The organism is Vibrio sp. LaRot3, assembly GCF_027587025.1.
In the GTDB taxonomy this organism is placed as follows: Bacteria; Pseudomonadota; Gammaproteobacteria; order Enterobacterales; family Vibrionaceae; genus Vibrio.
Map to the genome: position 1 here is coordinate 594,450 of NZ_JAPPTI010000001.1, position 15,690 is coordinate 610,139.

At 44.3% G+C, this 15,690-nt stretch carries 10 protein-coding genes; 1 reads left to right on the plus strand and 9 read right to left on the minus strand.

Going from position 1 to position 15,690, the window contains the following annotated elements; translation table 11 throughout:
- Positions 1-45: 45 nt before the first annotated feature.
- The 9 genes from OH461_RS02840 to OH461_RS02880 all read right to left on the minus strand — a co-directional run bounded on the left by OH461_RS02840 (position 46) and on the right by OH461_RS02880 (position 14,260).
- Positions 46-1,944: a methyl-accepting chemotaxis protein gene (locus tag OH461_RS02840; RefSeq protein WP_270019118.1), complete on the minus strand. Its 1,899-nt coding sequence runs from the start codon at positions 1,942-1,944 to the stop codon at positions 46-48.
- A gap of 222 nt (positions 1,945-2,166) precedes the next feature.
- Positions 2,167-3,711, minus strand: a complete 1,545-nt coding sequence (locus OH461_RS02845) for a SpoVR family protein (protein WP_270019119.1) — start codon at positions 3,709-3,711, stop codon at positions 2,167-2,169.
- A 10-nt stretch (positions 3,712-3,721) separates the two neighbouring features.
- Entirely contained in the window at positions 3,722-4,993 is a 1,272-nt protein-coding gene (locus OH461_RS02850; RefSeq protein ID WP_270019120.1) for a YeaH/YhbH family protein, read from the minus strand.
- A gap of 83 nt (positions 4,994-5,076) precedes the next feature.
- Positions 5,077-7,011 (minus strand): PrkA family serine protein kinase, encoded by a 1,935-nt coding sequence (locus OH461_RS02855; protein ID WP_270019121.1) that lies wholly within the window; start codon positions 7,009-7,011, stop codon positions 5,077-5,079.
- A gap of 282 nt (positions 7,012-7,293) precedes the next feature.
- Positions 7,294-7,794: a YfbU family protein gene (locus OH461_RS02860; RefSeq protein ID WP_270019122.1), complete on the minus strand. Its 501-nt coding sequence runs from the start codon at positions 7,792-7,794 to the stop codon at positions 7,294-7,296.
- A 200-nt stretch (positions 7,795-7,994) separates the two neighbouring features.
- Complete coding sequence (gene pflA, locus OH461_RS02865) at positions 7,995-8,735, minus strand: pyruvate formate lyase 1-activating protein (protein WP_270019123.1); 741 nt, start codon at positions 8,733-8,735, stop codon at positions 7,995-7,997.
- A 215-nt stretch (positions 8,736-8,950) separates the two neighbouring features.
- Positions 8,951-9,931 (minus strand): lipid A deacylase LpxR family protein, encoded by a 981-nt coding sequence (locus tag OH461_RS02870; protein ID WP_270019124.1) that lies wholly within the window; start codon positions 9,929-9,931, stop codon positions 8,951-8,953.
- Positions 9,932-10,120: 189 nt separating this feature from the next.
- A complete protein-coding gene (gene pflB / locus OH461_RS02875; protein ID WP_270019125.1) occupies positions 10,121-12,397 on the minus strand; it encodes a formate C-acetyltransferase in 2,277 nt (758 codons plus the stop codon).
- Positions 12,398-12,712: 315 nt separating this feature from the next.
- Positions 12,713-14,260: a DUF3360 family protein gene (locus OH461_RS02880; protein WP_270019126.1), complete on the minus strand. Its 1,548-nt coding sequence runs from the start codon at positions 14,258-14,260 to the stop codon at positions 12,713-12,715.
- A 656-nt stretch (positions 14,261-14,916) separates the two neighbouring features.
- Between OH461_RS02880 and OH461_RS02885 the strand changes: the two genes are divergently transcribed.
- Complete coding sequence (locus OH461_RS02885) at positions 14,917-15,687, plus strand: ABC transporter ATP-binding protein (protein ID WP_260258698.1); 771 nt, start codon at positions 14,917-14,919, stop codon at positions 15,685-15,687.
- The last annotated feature ends 3 nt before the right edge of the window (positions 15,688-15,690 follow it).

A 15,690-nucleotide genomic window follows, 5' to 3' on the forward strand; every position in this document is an offset into this window, starting at 1 on the left:
ACACGAAAGAAAAGGGTCTCTCGTGAGACCCTTTTTTTGTGCCTGTTAGATTTTGAATTGGTTGAGTTGCTTGGTTGCGGTATCGACGGCGGCGGTTAGTTCGATACTCGCTTCGTCAGTATGATGTGCTTGGTCAGTTACTTCTCTTGATAGCTCATGAATCGCTTCAATATTACGGCCAATATCAGCCGATACGATGTGCTGCTCTTCTGACGCCGACGCAATCTGCGCTGACATCTCGGAGATGTTTTCAATTGCAGTAACAACAGTATTTAGCCTTTCCACTGCGAGCGTCGCTTGAGCGACTGTTTCACCTGTCATCTCGCTATTTTGCTGCATAACTCCAACAAGACTGCGCGCTTCTTCTTGTAAGCGAGTAATGGTGCTGTGGATCTCTTCCGTAGAGTCTTGGGTCTTTTGTGCTAGGTTACGTACTTCCTCTGCCACGACAGCGAAACCTCGACCATTATCGCCAGCACGGGCCGCTTCTATGGCCGCATTTAGTGCAAGCAAGTTGGTTTGCTCTGCTATGGTGTTGATGACATCAACTACATTGCTGATCTCTTCTGCGCGTTGACTGACTGATGAAACAGCTTCCGTTGTGGCTAGCATTTGCTCGGCCATGGACTGGATTTGCTGCGACGTCGCTGTGACCTCTTGGTTACCAGAGCGGATACTTTGCTCTGCTTCTATCGCGGTTTCTGCTGTGCGCGAAATGTTCTGGGCAATCTCTTGTGCGGCCGCGTTCATTTGATGTACCGCAGTAGAGACTTTCTCAATTTCGACTTGCTGCATTTCTACGTTATTGGCTGCACGTTTAGCAATATCTTTCACTGAGTTAGACGTCGCCGTAACTTGGTTCATCGAACCATTGATTTCTCTAACCATTGACTGGAGCTTTTGGTTAAAACGGTTGAAGCTTTGACTGATTTGTCCGACTTCATCTTTTGATTTTGATTCTAGTCGAATCGTGAGATCGCCAGCGCCATCAGCGGCATAACCGAGTAGCTGATTTACTTTAAGCAGAGGCTTTGCGAGTTTTCCTGCCACAAAAATGATGGTCATGGTGCTAAAAATGATCAGAGCGATAGAGAATATGATCAAAGAGCGAACTCGTTCACGTAACGGGGTCACCATAGCTTGACGATCCAATACCATGGTCAGCGTCCAGTTATGCGGTAACGGTAGGGTGACAATGTGAGAGTCAACGCCGTTGACTTCTACCCGATCTGTGACGGTTTGAGAGCGATTTTCTGCCAGTTGACGAATAACGGGTGAAATTGAATCGGTGCTTTGTAATGCATAACCATCCGATGTGTGAGCGAGAATTTGGTTACTTTGGTCAATCAGCATGGTTTGTGCGTCTGGTGGAGCAGGGATACTGCGCAGTAATTGTTGAAGCTTTTCTATAGTGGTATCAATACCGATTACTCCAACAGTTTGACCCGCAATAACCAGCGGCATTGCCATGGTTGCCACGACAATTTGAGAGTTGTCGTTGGTCACGTAGGGTTGGGTTAGTATTGGCGCATTCGCTTCAATTGCTTGTTGAAACCAAACTCGTTGCCTTGGATCGTAACCTTGCGATGTCGCGATTTGCTGCTGCTCTAGATCATCGAGGACAAATCGACCATCGTTATAAGCAACGTAGGTATTGCGTAAGCTTTTATCTGACAACGATTTTTGCAGTATGTTGCGAACTTCAGATTCCGTTAGATTTTGATCGCTGATCATGGCGTGAATATATTCTAATTCAACGACCTTATTGCTTTCCCAAAACCTCACTAAGGTGTCGAGTGCAGCGAGAGATTGCTTTGCTTCCACAGTTGTTGAGCTGCGTTTTTCTTCATAGAGCGCAATGGTGGAATAGGTGACCAAAATGGTGCTGAGTAGTAGCATCATCGCGGCCATCGAGAGGGCGAAAGTGGTTTTAATAGATTTCATAATGCTCACAAGTGGCTGACTTTATCGAACTTGATACTATTAGATGTGAAAATAAAGTGAACGACATTCTGTATTAAGTGAGATGTCAGTCAATAATAATGATTCGGCATATTAGTCTGATTTTATATGGCTGTAGATGAGCTGTTTTTCTCTTTGATTAATAAAGAAAACCAGCCTAAAAATAATCGGCTGGCTTTAACTTTAGGCAAGGGAGATAGGAGGTTAAATCGACGAGTCGTAATTGTTTCGTTGTGGGCAAGTACCAATAATTTCCCGGCGTCCAGTCTCTTTTACTTCTTCAAGAATGACATCAAAGCCCCATAGTCGGTAGAGGTGTTTGAGCACTTCTTTAGAGCTCTCGTGGAGTGGGATACGGTCATGAGGAACATATTGTAAGGTGAGCGAACGGTCACCGCGTACATCTACGTTATATACCTGAATGTTGGGTTCTAAGTTACTCAAATTGTACTGCGCGGCGAGTTTTTCACGAATCGCACGGTAACCCGTCTCATTGTGAATTTCACTCACTTCAATGTAGTTCTTTCTATCGTCATCAACGATTGAGAATAACTTAAAGTCACGCATTACCTTCGGAGATAGATATTGGCTAATAAAGCTCTCATCTTTGAAGTTGCGCATGGCAAAGTGAACAGCTTCAAGCCAATCCGAACCTGCTAAATCAGGGAACCACTCTTTGTCCTCATCGGTGGGTTCTTCACAGATACGGCGAATGTCGCGGAACATCGCAAAGCCTAATGCGTAAGGGTTAATACCGCTAAAATAGGGGCTGTTATAAGATGGTTGTGCCACTACTCCTGTGTGGCTATGTAAAAACTCTAAGATGAGTCTTTCGGTGACCACACCTTCATCATACATGTGGTTGAGAATGGTGTAGTGCCAGAAGGTCGCCCAACCTTCGTTCATCACTTGAGTTTGCTTTTGTGGATAGAAGTATTGACTCACTTTACGCACAATGCGCACTATTTCTCGTTGCCAAGGTTCTAATAGCGGCGCGTGCTTTTCAATAAAGTAGAGAATGTTTTCTTGTGGTTCAGAAGGGAAACGCTCCTTGATGCTCTCTTCTTTGGTGGCTGATTTAGGCACTGTACGCCACAAATCGTTGACTTGAGATTGCAAATACGCCTCACGCTCTTCTTGGCGAGACTTCTCTTCAGCAATCGAAATTTTTTCAGGGCGTTTGTAGCGATCGACGCCATAGTTCATCAGTGCGTGACACGAGTCGAGCAGGTCTTCAACCTCTTGCACGCCGTATTTTTCCTCACATTCTGCGATGTATTTTTTAGCGAATAACAGATAGTCGATAATCGAGCTCGCGTCTGTCCATGTTTGGAATAGATAGTTACCTTTAAAGAAGGAGTTGTGCCCATAACAGGCATGAGCCATCACTAAGGCTTGCATGGTGACGGTATTCTCTTCCATCAGGTAGGCGATACAAGGGTCAGAGTTAATCACAATCTCATAAGCAAGCCCCATTTGCCCATGTTTGTAGCCTTGCTCGGTTTGAATGAACTTTTTGCCAAATGACCAGTGGTTATAGTTGATGGGCATACCAATACTAGAGTAAGCATCCATCATTTGCTCTGACGTGATCACTTCAATCTGATTAGGGTAGGTATCCAGTCGATAGTGCTCAGCGACGCGCTTGATTTCTACGTGGTAGCGCTCAAGCAAGCTGAATGTCCAGTCTGGTCCATCTGGTAGCGCTTTATTTTCTGTATCGGTTGGCTTTTTTGTTTTGGTTGTCATAGTGGCCTCCCTACGCATTTTCTTTCTTAAACAATTCCCTAAACACTGGGAAAATGTCATCGACGCTGCGAATGTTCTTCATGGCGAAATTGGCAAATTCAGACTCTAGCTTTTCATATTCATGCCAAAGGGTTTGGTGAGAGCGTCGCGTGATTTCGATGTATGAATAGTACTGGCATTGTGGCAACAGCTTTTTCATTAGTAAATCGCGGCAGCGAGGGGAATCGTCAGCCCAGTTATCGCCATCTGAGGCTTGGGCTGCATAGATGTTCCATTGACCCACAGGGTAACGGTCAGCAACGATCTCGTGCATTAACCGAAGCGCACTGGAAACAATCGTGCCGCCAGTTTCTTGGGAATAGAAGAACTCATGCTCATCCACTTCTTTTGCTTGGGTATGGTGGCGAATGAAAACCACGTCCACATTTTCGTATGTGCGAGTTAGGAATAGATATAACAGCACATAAAAACGTTTGGCGATGTCTTTGGTCGCTTGATCCATAGAGCCGGAGACATCCATCAAACAGAACATGACTGCTTGGCTAGATGGGATAGGGCGGCGCTCGTAGTTTTTAAAGCGTAAATCGAATGTGTCGATAAACGGGACGCTATCAATTTTCTTACGAAGTGCTTGTATCTCGTCTTTTAGACGGTTTTCCTCCAATAGTTGCGCAGGCTCTTGGTTTTTGATGCGTTGTAGCTCGTCTTCAAGCTCGTTAAGCATACGACGCTTGCCTGCCGTCATTGCTGTGCGTCGAGCGAGAGATTGTTGCAACGATTTAACGATAGCGATATTGGCAGGTACACCGGCGGTTTGATAACCGGCGCGATGGGTTTTCCATTCGGTAATCTTGTTGATTTGAGTTTTATCTAGGTTAGGTAACGCGAGATCTTCAAATAGAATATCGAGATACTCATCTTTGGAGATTTGGAATACAAAATCGTCTTCGCCTTCACCATCTTGGCTCGCATCCCCTTCACCTGAACCGCCACCTTGTCCGCCACTTTTAGGGCGTTCTATCTTATCCCCTTTAATAAATTGGTCATTACCCGGATGAACTCTCTCTTTCACACCGCCTTGCCCTTGGTGAAAAACAGGTTCATTGATGTCTTTATGAGGAATGGCAACATCTTCACCAGTTTCGGTATTGGTGATAGAGCGGCGATTCACCGCATCGGCGACCGATTCCTTGATTTTTTCTTTGTGACGACGAATAAAACGCTGTCTATTAACAGCACTCTTATTCTTCCCATTTAGTCGTCTATCGATAAATTGCGCCATGAGTCACCTCTTATTTGCAATCGTACTTGACCACGTTGACAGCCAGACCTGTCAACGGTAGTCATGGCCTGCTTCGTCGCTATTTAAGAAGATTTACGAACGCGTAGGTACCATTCTGAAAGTAGGCGTACTTGTTTCTCGGTGTAGCCTTTTTCCATCATACGAGCGACAAAGTCGTCATGTTTCTTCTGGTCTTCAGAAGAGGTTTTGGTGTTAAACGAGATGACAGGAAGAAGCTCTTCAGTGTTAGAGAACATTTTCTTCTCAATCACGGTGCGTAGTTTTTCGTAGCTAGTCCAAACAGGGTTTGAACCGTTGTTGTTGGCGCGGGCACGTAATACGAAGTTGACGATTTCGTTACGGAAATCTTTCGGATTGCTAATACCTGCGGTTTTCTCAATTTTCTCCAACTCATTATTCAGTGCTGAGCGGTCAAATAGCTGGCCAGTTTCTGGGTCGCGATACTCTTGATCTTGAATCCAGAAGTCAGCGTAGGTGACGTAACGGTCAAAGATATTTTGACCATATTCAGAGTAAGACTCTAAGTAAGCGGTTTGAATTTCCTTACCGATAAACTCGACATAGCGAGGTACTAAATAGCCCTTAAGGAACTCAAGGTACTTCTCAGCGGTTTCTTGTGGGAACTGTTCACGTTCAATTTGTTGTTCGATAACGTAGAACAGGTGTACTGGGTTGGCTGCAACTTCGGTTTGGTCGAAGTTAAACACACGGGACAGGATCTTGAAGGCAAAACGGGTCGAAAGGCCTGCCATACCCTCATCAACACCAGCATAGTCGCGATATTCTTGGTAGCTCTTCGCTTTTGGATCGGTGTCTTTTAACGTCTCGCCATCGTAGACGCGCATCTTAGAGAAGATGGACGAGTTTTCAGGCTCTTTAAGTCGAGACAGGATGCTGAATTGAGATAGTAACTCCAATGTACTCGGTGAGCATGGCGCTTTTGAAAGCTCTGAATGGTCGAGTAGCTTTTTGTAGATTTTGACTTCTTCCGATACGCGCAGACAATACGGCACTTTGACGATGTAAACACGGTCTAAGAATGCTTCGTTGTTTTTATTATTGCGGAACGTTTGCCATTCGGATTCGTTTGAGTGCGCCAAAATCATACCGTCGAAAGGCAGTGCAGAAAGTCCTTCTGTACCGTTGTAGTTACCTTCTTGAGTTGCGGTCAACAGTGGGTGTAACACTTTAATTGGCGCTTTGAACATTTCCACAAACTCCATCAAGCCTTGGTTGGCTTTACATAGAGCTCCAGAATAGCTGTACGCATCTGGGTCATCTTGTGAGTAGTGCTCAAGCATTCGGATATCGACCTTACCAACCAATGATGAAATGTCTTGGTTGTTTTCATCACCCGGCTCAGTTTTCGCGACCGCTAACTGGTCAAGAATGGATGGTCGTACTTTAACAACTTTGAATTTGGAAATGTCGCCACCAAACTCATGTAGACGTTTTGCGGCCCATGGAGACATGATTGAACGTAGATAACGTTTTTCAATGCCATATTCTTGTTTTAGCAGATCGCCATCTTCGTTGACATCAAACAGACAGAACGGATGGTCATTGACTGGGCTACGCTCACCATTTGCAGACAAAACAAAGATAGGTACTTGTTGCATCAAGGCTTTTAATTTCTCTGCCAGTGAAGATTTACCACCACCCACTGGACCAAGTAGGTAAAGGATCTGTTTGCGTTCTTCCAAACCTTGCGCAGCGTGTTTGAGATAAGACACAATCTGTTCAATGGCATCTTCCATGCCATAGAAGTCTTTAAAGGTATCGTACCGAGAAATAACTCGGTTCGAGAAAATTCGGCTTAATAGTGGATCTTGCGCAGTATCAATGACTTCTGGCTCTCCAATAGCCATTAATAAACGCTCAGCTGCGTTTGCATACGCGCTTTTATCATCTTTACACAGTGCCAAGAATTCTTGTAAAGATAGTTCTTCATCCTTAGCGGCTTCATAGCGTGCTTGAAAATGGTCGAAAATACTCATGATGATTTCCCCTCTGAACCTGTCTGACTGACACAGCACTCGCATTAATAACTTGCTCCCTCATTTTTAAGCCTAGTGTGCTTTTCAAATTTTGCTTAAAAAATATGTGTTTAATTGCGTTTGTAGACGCAAGAATGAGAGATCAGACCAGACGCAATATGGCTTAGCTTTAGATACGAAAAATGGACAAAGGAAGAGCAAAGTTAGGAAAACATTGTTGCATAGTTAGAAAAGAAAAAAGGGCGCAAGAGCGCCCTTAGGAAATCAATGACCGCGGTATGATTACGCGTTGAAGATTTGACGGAATTCAGCTGCCGATAAATGGTATTGGCGAGGGCAAGCTTTCCAAGTGCTCAGCATACGTTGGTATTTTGCTAGCATTGGCATTTGAGCGTTGAAGTGATGTTCACCTTTATCAAACTGAGGGTAGAGCCCTTCAGAATCAACAAGGAAGCGAACGTAGTTCACCAGCTGGCATTCGCTTGCTGCATCAAAACCAAGGAACTGCAGACGACGTTGGTCTACATCTTTACGTTCGTCTTCGGATAACATTTTGTTTGATTCTTGCATAGCATGGTACATCTCCATGATTTCAAGAATTTCACGACATTCTGCTTGCTCGATACAGCCAAAGTCTTTGTTGAGCTCATTCATTTGCAGTGCATAACCACGCTCGACAATAGTTTGTAAGCGTTTGTATTTATCACTGTTTTCTGGGTCCATCTGCGACATTAGGTAGTATTGATTTGATAGGATCAAACGTTGAGCATTTGTCATTTCCATCAGGTTGGCCTCGTATAATCTAGTACATCTTTAATGTGCTTAGGTTATCGTTTTGGGCTAACGTGAAACATGATCTCAACACATATTTAATGGTAAAAATACAAACTTTTTTGTAATGACTCGATCAAGTTAAGGGTAGGTAGAAACAAAAAGACCAACTCCTATGAGTTGGCCTTTAAAATCAATCAGTGAAAACGTGCTTAGTACTTAACGTTTGAATGATACTGCTCAAGAATAGAAACGATTTTGTCCATCGTCTCTTTTGAAGGTGGGTTAACGCCTTCAAGAGGGTAATCATGGCCCAATGCTTCCCACTTATGAGCGCCAAGCTTGTGATACGGCAAAAGCTCAAGTTTTTCAACGTTGTCCATATCTTTAATGAACTCACCAAGAAGGTGTGCCGCTTCTTCGCTGTCTGTGTAACCTGGTACAACAACGTAGCGAATCCAAGTTTTTTTACCTAGCTTGTGTAGGTAGCGAGCGAAATCGAGAACGCGGTGGTTAGACACGCCGATAAAGTCTTTATGAATCTCATCTTGCATATGCTTAAGATCCAGCATCACGAGATCAGTGGCTTCCAATACTTCGTCGATAACATCGGTGTGTTTACGGATATAACCATTGGTATCAAGACAAGTGTGAATACCTTCCGATTGAGCTGCGCGGAAGAAATCACGAACAAATTCAGGTTGCAACATCGCTTCACCACCTGAACAAGTCACACCACCACCTGATGCATTCATAAAGTGACGGTAGGTTTTTGCTTCGTTAATGATCTCGTCAACAGTCACTTCTTTACCATCATGCGTGTCCCACGTATCGCGGTTATGACAATACATACAGCGCATTAAACAGCCTTGCAGAAACACAATAAAGCGAATACCAGGGCCATCGACTGTCCCGCAAGATTCAAAGGAGTGAATACGACCTTTTGTTGACATGAGCTCATCTCTTATAAGTGATTGTCATGTCATTTTATTACAAAAAAAGCGGTATAAATAGGGCTTGCCATGTTTCTAGCACAATTAATTGCCACTATTGGTCAAATACACCCTAGATGAGAATGGTTATCTGTAATTATGTAACGAAATGATAGGTTTGTGGACAAAAAAGCCACAGTTGGTACTGTGGCTTAATAGGAGAGGTTGTCGCGTCTTTAGAAGAAAGCGAATAGCGAAAGTCCGCCAGTACCGTAGACTGACGTCGTGGCTTCTTTGTAGTCAGGCGTTTTGACCGTTGTAGTTAGACTTGCGCCAAAAGATTGGTTGTACCAAGCCACGCCTGCAACAGCAGTTGCTTGGTTATTTTCTAGCGTTACTTCATAAAGCTCTGGATGGGTGATACCCGGACGATCACCTTCAATGGTGATGTCATTAAATCGGTAGCGGGCTTCCAATCCAAGGAAGACAAACCAGCCATTAGTAGAACCGCCTAGCATACCTGGTCGGAACGGGTTTTCGGTATCGATGTTTGCCGCACCCATGTTGCCACCAAGATCAGTACCCCAACGTAGCATTAGGCCCGTCGACACATCGCTACGGAAACTACCGACATTGACCTCAGAAACGTTGGAGATTTCAAAATCGGTATTGGCGATAGAGCGGTCACGATACCAATTAAAGTGGCTCAAATAGCCAGCATTAACCACAAACTCGTCACCGACTTGGAATGCCCAGCCGTTAGGTTCATCAGAGCCTGTGATGCCGTGTACGATATCTTGCGCTTGTTCGGCTAACGAACTTTCACCCGTTGTACCGAAAGTAAGGTTGAAGCGCTGCGCTTGCTGAGGGTGGAGGCTGAGGTAATTTAACTCGCCATGTAAAAAACCAGCATAAGGACGGTCATTGGCTAGAGGTACTGTCGCTTCAATATCAGATGGCGTGTACATCTTATGACCCAGAACAAATTCAACTTTATCTAAAGAAGACGCGCCCCAGAGTGATAGGCTAAAAGGTGTTGTAAGCCAGTTGGGCTGTATTGCCCCTGATGTATAACTAAGGAAAATACCGTTGGTATAGTCTTTATCAACCCCAAATAAGCCATCATTGTCGAGGCTAAAAGTCACGGTTGAGCGTTCTGAAGCACTGCTTGCTGCAGAGGCGAGTAATAAAAGGGGAAGGTAACGTGATAATTTCATTGGTAATTCAGTTCGCAACTGTGCAGACAAATAGATAACAGCTTGCCATCTTACTATACAAAATGAGAAGTAGCGCAAATAAACTTTCGGCATGTGCGCTAGGTCTTATCGTGCGTAACTGCGAGTTGCTTGAAGCAAAAAAAAAGCCCCGCTAGAAAGCGGGGCTCTTACTATTTATTCAGCTGAGAATTATAGAGACTCAGTGAAAGTACGTGCGATTACGTCAGCTTGTTGCTCTGCAGTTAGAGAGTTGAAGCGTACAGCGTAACCAGATACACGGATTGTTAGCTGAGGGTATTTCTCAGGGTGCTTAACTGCGTCTTCTAGAGTTTCACGGTTAAGAACGTTCACGTTAAGGTGTTGACCACCTTCAATGCCAGCTTCGTGGTGGAAGTAACCATCCATTAGACCTGCAAGGTTAGAACGTTGAGAGTTCTCTTCTTTACCTAGTGCGTTTGGCACGATAGAGAATGTGTAAGAGATACCATCTTTTGCGTCAGCAAACGGTAGTTTACCTACTGATGTTAGAGATGCTACAGCACCTTTCTCATCACGACCGTGCATTGGGTTAGCACCAGGAGCGAAAGGAGCGCCTGCTTTACGGCCATCAGGTGTAGTACCAGTTTTCTTACCGTACACAACGTTAGATGTGATAGTAAGGATAGACTGCGTAGGGATTGCATCACGGTAAGTCTTAAGCTTACGGATTTTACCCATGAAGTTAGAAACAAGTTCACAAGCCATGTCATCAACACGTGCGTCGTTGTTACCAAATTTAGGGTAGTCGCCTTCGATTTCGAAGTCGATTGCAATGCCATCTTCGTCACGGATAGGCTTAACCTTACCGTATTTAATTGCTGATAGAGAGTCAGCTGCAACAGATAGACCAGCGATACCACAAGCCATTGTACGACGAACGTCACGGTCATGAAGAGCCATAAGCGCTGCTTCGTAGCTGTACTTGTCGTGTGAGTAGTGGATTGCGTTTAGTGCAGTCACGTATTGCTTAGCTAGCCAATCCATTAGGTTGTCTAGACCAGCCCAAACTTTGTCGAAGTCTAGAACTTCGTCAGTCATTGGCTCAGTCTTAGGACCAACTTGCATCTTCAGTTTCTCATCAACACCACCGTTGATAACGTAAAGTAGAGTCTTAGCAAGGTTTGCACGAGCGCCGAAGAACTGCATGTGCTTACCGATAACCATTGGCGATACACAACAAGCGATAGCGTAGTCATCGTTGTCGAAATCTGGACGCATTAGGTCGTCGTTTTCGTACTGGATTGAAGAAGTATCGATAGATACTTTCGCACAGAACTTCTTGAAGCCGTCAGGTAGCTGCTCAGACCAAAGTACAGTGATGTTTGGCTCTGGAGAAGGACCCATTGTGTATAGTGTGTTTAGGAAACGGAAGTTAGTACGTGTAACTAGTGTACGACCGTCAACACCCATACCACCCATAGATTCTGTTGCCCAGATTGGGTCGCCAGAGAATAGCTCATCGTACTCAGGAGTACGTAGGAAACGAACCATACGTAGCTTCATTACGAAGTGGTCGATCATTTCTTGAGCTTGTTCTTCAGTGATAACACCGTTAGCAATATCACGTTCAACGTAAACGTCAAGGAACGTAGAAGTACGACCTAGAGACATTGCTGCGCCGTTTTGAGATTTAACAGCTGCTAGGTAACCGAAGTAAGTCCACTGGATAGCTTCTTGTGCGTTAGTCGCAGGACCAGAAATGTCGAAGCCGTATTTAGCTGCCATTTCTTTCATTTGACCTAGTGCACGGTGCTGCTCTTGAATCTCTTCGCGAAGCTGCATAGTCATCTGTAGATCTTCACCCGCTTCAAGTTGTTCTTGAGTTGAGTGGAACTGAGCTACTTTGTCTTTGATTAGGAAATCTACACCGTATAGAGCTACACGACGGTAGTCACCGATGATACGACCACGGCCGTATGCGTCAGGAAGACCAGTTAGAACACCAGACTTACGACATTTTAGGATATCTGGAGAGTAAACATCGAAAACACCTTGGTTGTGTGTTTTGCGGTACTCAGAGAAGATTTTTGAAACTTGTGGGTCAAGTTCACGACCGTAAGCTTTACAAGAACCTTCGATCATACGTACACCGCCGTTTGGCATGATTGCACGTTTAAGAGGAGCTTCAGTTTGAAGACCAACGATAGTCTCTAGGTCTTTCTCGATGTAGCCTGCATCGTGAGCAGTGATGGTAGAGATAAGTGAAGTATCGAAATCAACAGGAGCGTGAGTAGAGTTCTCCAGTTTGATACCTTCCATTACCTTAGCCCAAAGCTTGTTAGTTGCTTCAGTACCTTCAGAAACTAGGAAAGATTCGTCGCCTTCATACGGTGCGTAGTTCTTTTGAATGAAATCACGAACGTTTACTTCGTTTTGCCAATCACCTTCAGCAAAACCTTCCCAAGCTTTAGCAAATTGCTCTGCCATGACATACCTACCTTTTTAGTAGAAAAAACACGTACTGGTTTCGCCGTTGAGCCAGCTATCCTCTGGGAAGAGGAACAGTACACTCTAATTAATAACAATATGTATAGCCTTACTGATCTTTTACTTCAAACGATCACAAACCTATAGAAATTGTCACTAGCAATAATGTGGGTTCTTTAAGATATAGATTCAAGGGTAAACTAAAAAAAAATTGCAAACCTTAAACTAAATCAATAAATCATAAAAAAAGTTGATAATTTTTTGAAAGAATAGGGAAAGCGCTTTGCGCTTTCCCCACAAGTTATAGACTATAAATTATAGCCACGCTTTGATGCCGTATTGGCCTTCAAGCATACCAACCGCAAGCATTGCGACTAGACAGATTACGAATACACCCACAGGGATAACAATCTTGTCTGCAAACGATAGGCGAGATGCACGTTCTTTGTCACCGATTAGACCGTTGTTGTCTAGGAACATAGTTAGTGCCCAAGCAAGAACAGGGTTAGCAACAACAGAAGCAAAGATACAGATACCCGCTGCTTGTGAGTCTTTAGTATCTTTAACCATTTGCATACCAGCTTCAAGTAGAGGAAGGAATACACCTACTAGAAGCGCAACACGCATTACTGGTGGCCATACCGCTACGTCCATTGGGAAACCAAGAATCGCAACGATGATACATAGAGCACCAAGAAGAATCGCACCTGCTGGGATAGGGCGCTTAGCGATTGCTGCTGGGATCATGTAAGTACCCCAAGATGAAGTGATGTTACCACCACCAACCGCAGTACCAACCATCTGACGAACAGAACACATAGTCATAGTGTCATCAACGTCCATAAGTACTTTTTCAGTCTTACGTGGGTAGTTTAGCTCTTGGAAAATACGGTGACCTAGGAAGTCAGGAGACCACATAGCTACCGCTAGGATTGCAAATGGTAGCGATGCAATGAAGTGGTTTAGGTTTGGAAGACCAAGCATCCAACCTTCAGTTTCGCTGCCCCACCAGTAAACAGGGTTTAGGTTTGGTAGACCCATTTCAGTTTCGAACTGAAGGTCAAAACCTGCGCCAAGAACTAGAGCGATAAGTAGGCCAGTGAAAGCACAAACTGGGATCGCTAACCAACGCATGTTGATTTTCGCAAGGAAAGCGTAAATCGCGATAGTGATACCAAGAACGATAAGACCAACGTAGCCCATGCTACCAGAGGCAACGTCTGCTGATTGTAGGCTTACAGCCCAGTCTTGAATCGAGCCGATTTGGCTCATCGTACCGGTAAAACCAAGGAAGATAAGTAAGCCGCCGGCTGTACCTTCAGAGGTCAGGTTTACGAGTTTAGAACCGCCTTTGAAGTAACTCAGTAGCAGACCGAACACACCAAGAAGGATTGCTAGCGCAAGAGGGTGAGCACCCGCTAGAGCGATAGAACCGATCAATGGAATCATTGGGCCGTGGTTACCGGCTAGGTTAGCGCGAGGGTTGAGGAAACCAGAAGAAATGATACAAAAAAGAAGTGCTGGAATTAACATCTCAACACGCGCAACTTCGATAGCGAATTCTTTACCAAGATTAACGTGATCCCAAGCTGCGGTTAGACCTTCAGCCCAAGACATCATTACTGCCGAGTACATCGCGATGATGCCGATAGTACCTGCAAGCGCTGGGACTAAATCTTCAAGTTCGAAGCGGAAATCGCGACCTGGAAGGTTTAAACCGAAGCGGCGTGGCTTCATGATTTGCAGTTCGTGGTCTAGGTAGTCGGAACGACTTGCAAACTCAGAAGCTGGACGGTGCAGCTCTTGATAGCTCTTGTTTTCGATATCCGAATCAGAGTGCGGCTTATTTACTGCGTCTGACATAGATTCCTCATATATAAAAGTTAGTGATTCTTTGTGGTCGCTTATTATTTGAGTTATGTAAGCGATGGCGTAAAAGCTATAGCTTCCTGCAAAGTTCTCTTTTGATGCCAGCCTTCAAGCACGGCACCTATGTGCTTTAACATAGTCGATTTACCCGACAAAAGAACGCTTTTGAGGCTTTTATCTGCAGCGGATTTTAACGTGCTAACCCTTTGGAGTGATTGATTTAGATCACTTTATGACAGAATGTGAAAGAAAACTACGCAGTTTGGTTAATCTTTAGCTAGTCTTTTCCTTGATGCTGAAAAAATATTTCAGATTGTAACTTTTGCAAGCGATCTTTGGTGAGTATTTGTCCAGTGGTTTGAAACTATGCAACAAGTCTTATTGGTGGTTTATATGTCAAAAATGTTAACATGAACGTATGCTTAAGAGCGTGCGTTTTGTTGGGTTTTATTCATTGAGTGAAGTGATTTTATCTAATTGATGAATTTTTACTCATATAAAATAGCTATATATCCCATTTGTGTAGGTTAATAATTTGTTGCATCTGTTTTTGAGTGGTGCTAATTTGAGTGGAAATATGAGTGGAACTCATAAGATTGATTGGCTCCGTTCGCTGATTGATCATACAAATACACAGGGAGTGACAGCGCATGACAGATGTACCCGCGCTTAATATCAAAGACTTACATAAAACATTTGGCCAAAACGAAGTGCTTAAAGGAATCTCATTAGAAGCCCACAAAGGCGACGTGATTTCGATTATCGGCTCTTCCGGATCAGGCAAAAGTACTTTCCTTCGTTGTATCAACCTACTTGAAACCCCCACTGCTGGTGAAATCTGGGTCAATGGCGAATTGATCGAGATGAAAAATAACCGTAAAGGGGAAGCCGTTCCTTCCAACGAAAAACAAGTTCAACGCATTCGCTCGCGTTTAGCTATGGTGTTTCAAGGATTCAATCTTTGGTCTCACATGACCGTACTTGAGAACGTGATCGAAGCCCCAGTTCATGTATTGGGTGTGCCGAAAGCGCAAGCAATTGAAAATGCAGAGCTACTCTTAAAAAAAGTCGGTTTGTATGAACGCAAAGATTATTACCCCGGACACCTTTCTGGTGGTCAACAGCAACGTGCAGCCATAGCAAGGGCACTGGCAGTAGACCCTGAAGTGATGCTGTTCGATGAACCAACATCAGCCCTCGATCCTGAGCTAGTTGGTGAGGTTCTAGGCGTAATGAGAGAGCTGGCTGAAGAAGGGCGCACCATGTTGGTGGTGACTCATGAAATGGCTTTTGCTCGCGATGTTTCAAATCACGTAATGTTTTTGCACCAAGGTTTAGTCGAAGAGCAAGGTGATCCTGCCAAGCTATTCTCTAACCCTGAGTCTGAACGTTTACAACAATTTATATCATCGATTTATTAGCCA

Bases quoted from the DNA above. Each gene is read 5' to 3' on its own strand.
- OH461_RS02870 (WP_270019124.1), bottom strand. From the start codon at position 9,931: ATGAAATTATCACGTTACCTTCCCCTTTTATTACTCGCCTCTGCAGCA.
- OH461_RS02885 (WP_260258698.1), top strand. From the start codon at position 14,917: ATGACAGATGTACCCGCGCTTAATATCAAAGACTTACATAAAACATTT.
- pflA (WP_270019123.1), bottom strand. From the start codon at position 8,735: ATGTCAACAAAAGGTCGTATTCACTCCTTTGAATCTTGCGGGACAGTC.
- OH461_RS02840 (WP_270019118.1), bottom strand. From the start codon at position 1,944: ATGAAATCTATTAAAACCACTTTCGCCCTCTCGATGGCCGCGATGATG.
- OH461_RS02880 (WP_270019126.1), bottom strand. From the start codon at position 14,260: ATGTCAGACGCAGTAAATAAGCCGCACTCTGATTCGGATATCGAAAAC.
- OH461_RS02850 (WP_270019120.1), bottom strand. From the start codon at position 4,993: ATGGCGCAATTTATCGATAGACGACTAAATGGGAAGAATAAGAGTGCT.
- OH461_RS02845 (WP_270019119.1), bottom strand. From the start codon at position 3,711: ATGACAACCAAAACAAAAAAGCCAACCGATACAGAAAATAAAGCGCTA.
- OH461_RS02860 (WP_270019122.1), bottom strand. From the start codon at position 7,794: ATGGAAATGACAAATGCTCAACGTTTGATCCTATCAAATCAATACTAC.
- OH461_RS02855 (WP_270019121.1), bottom strand. From the start codon at position 7,011: ATGAGTATTTTCGACCATTTTCAAGCACGCTATGAAGCCGCTAAGGAT.
- pflB (WP_270019125.1), bottom strand. From the start codon at position 12,397: ATGGCAGAGCAATTTGCTAAAGCTTGGGAAGGTTTTGCTGAAGGTGAT.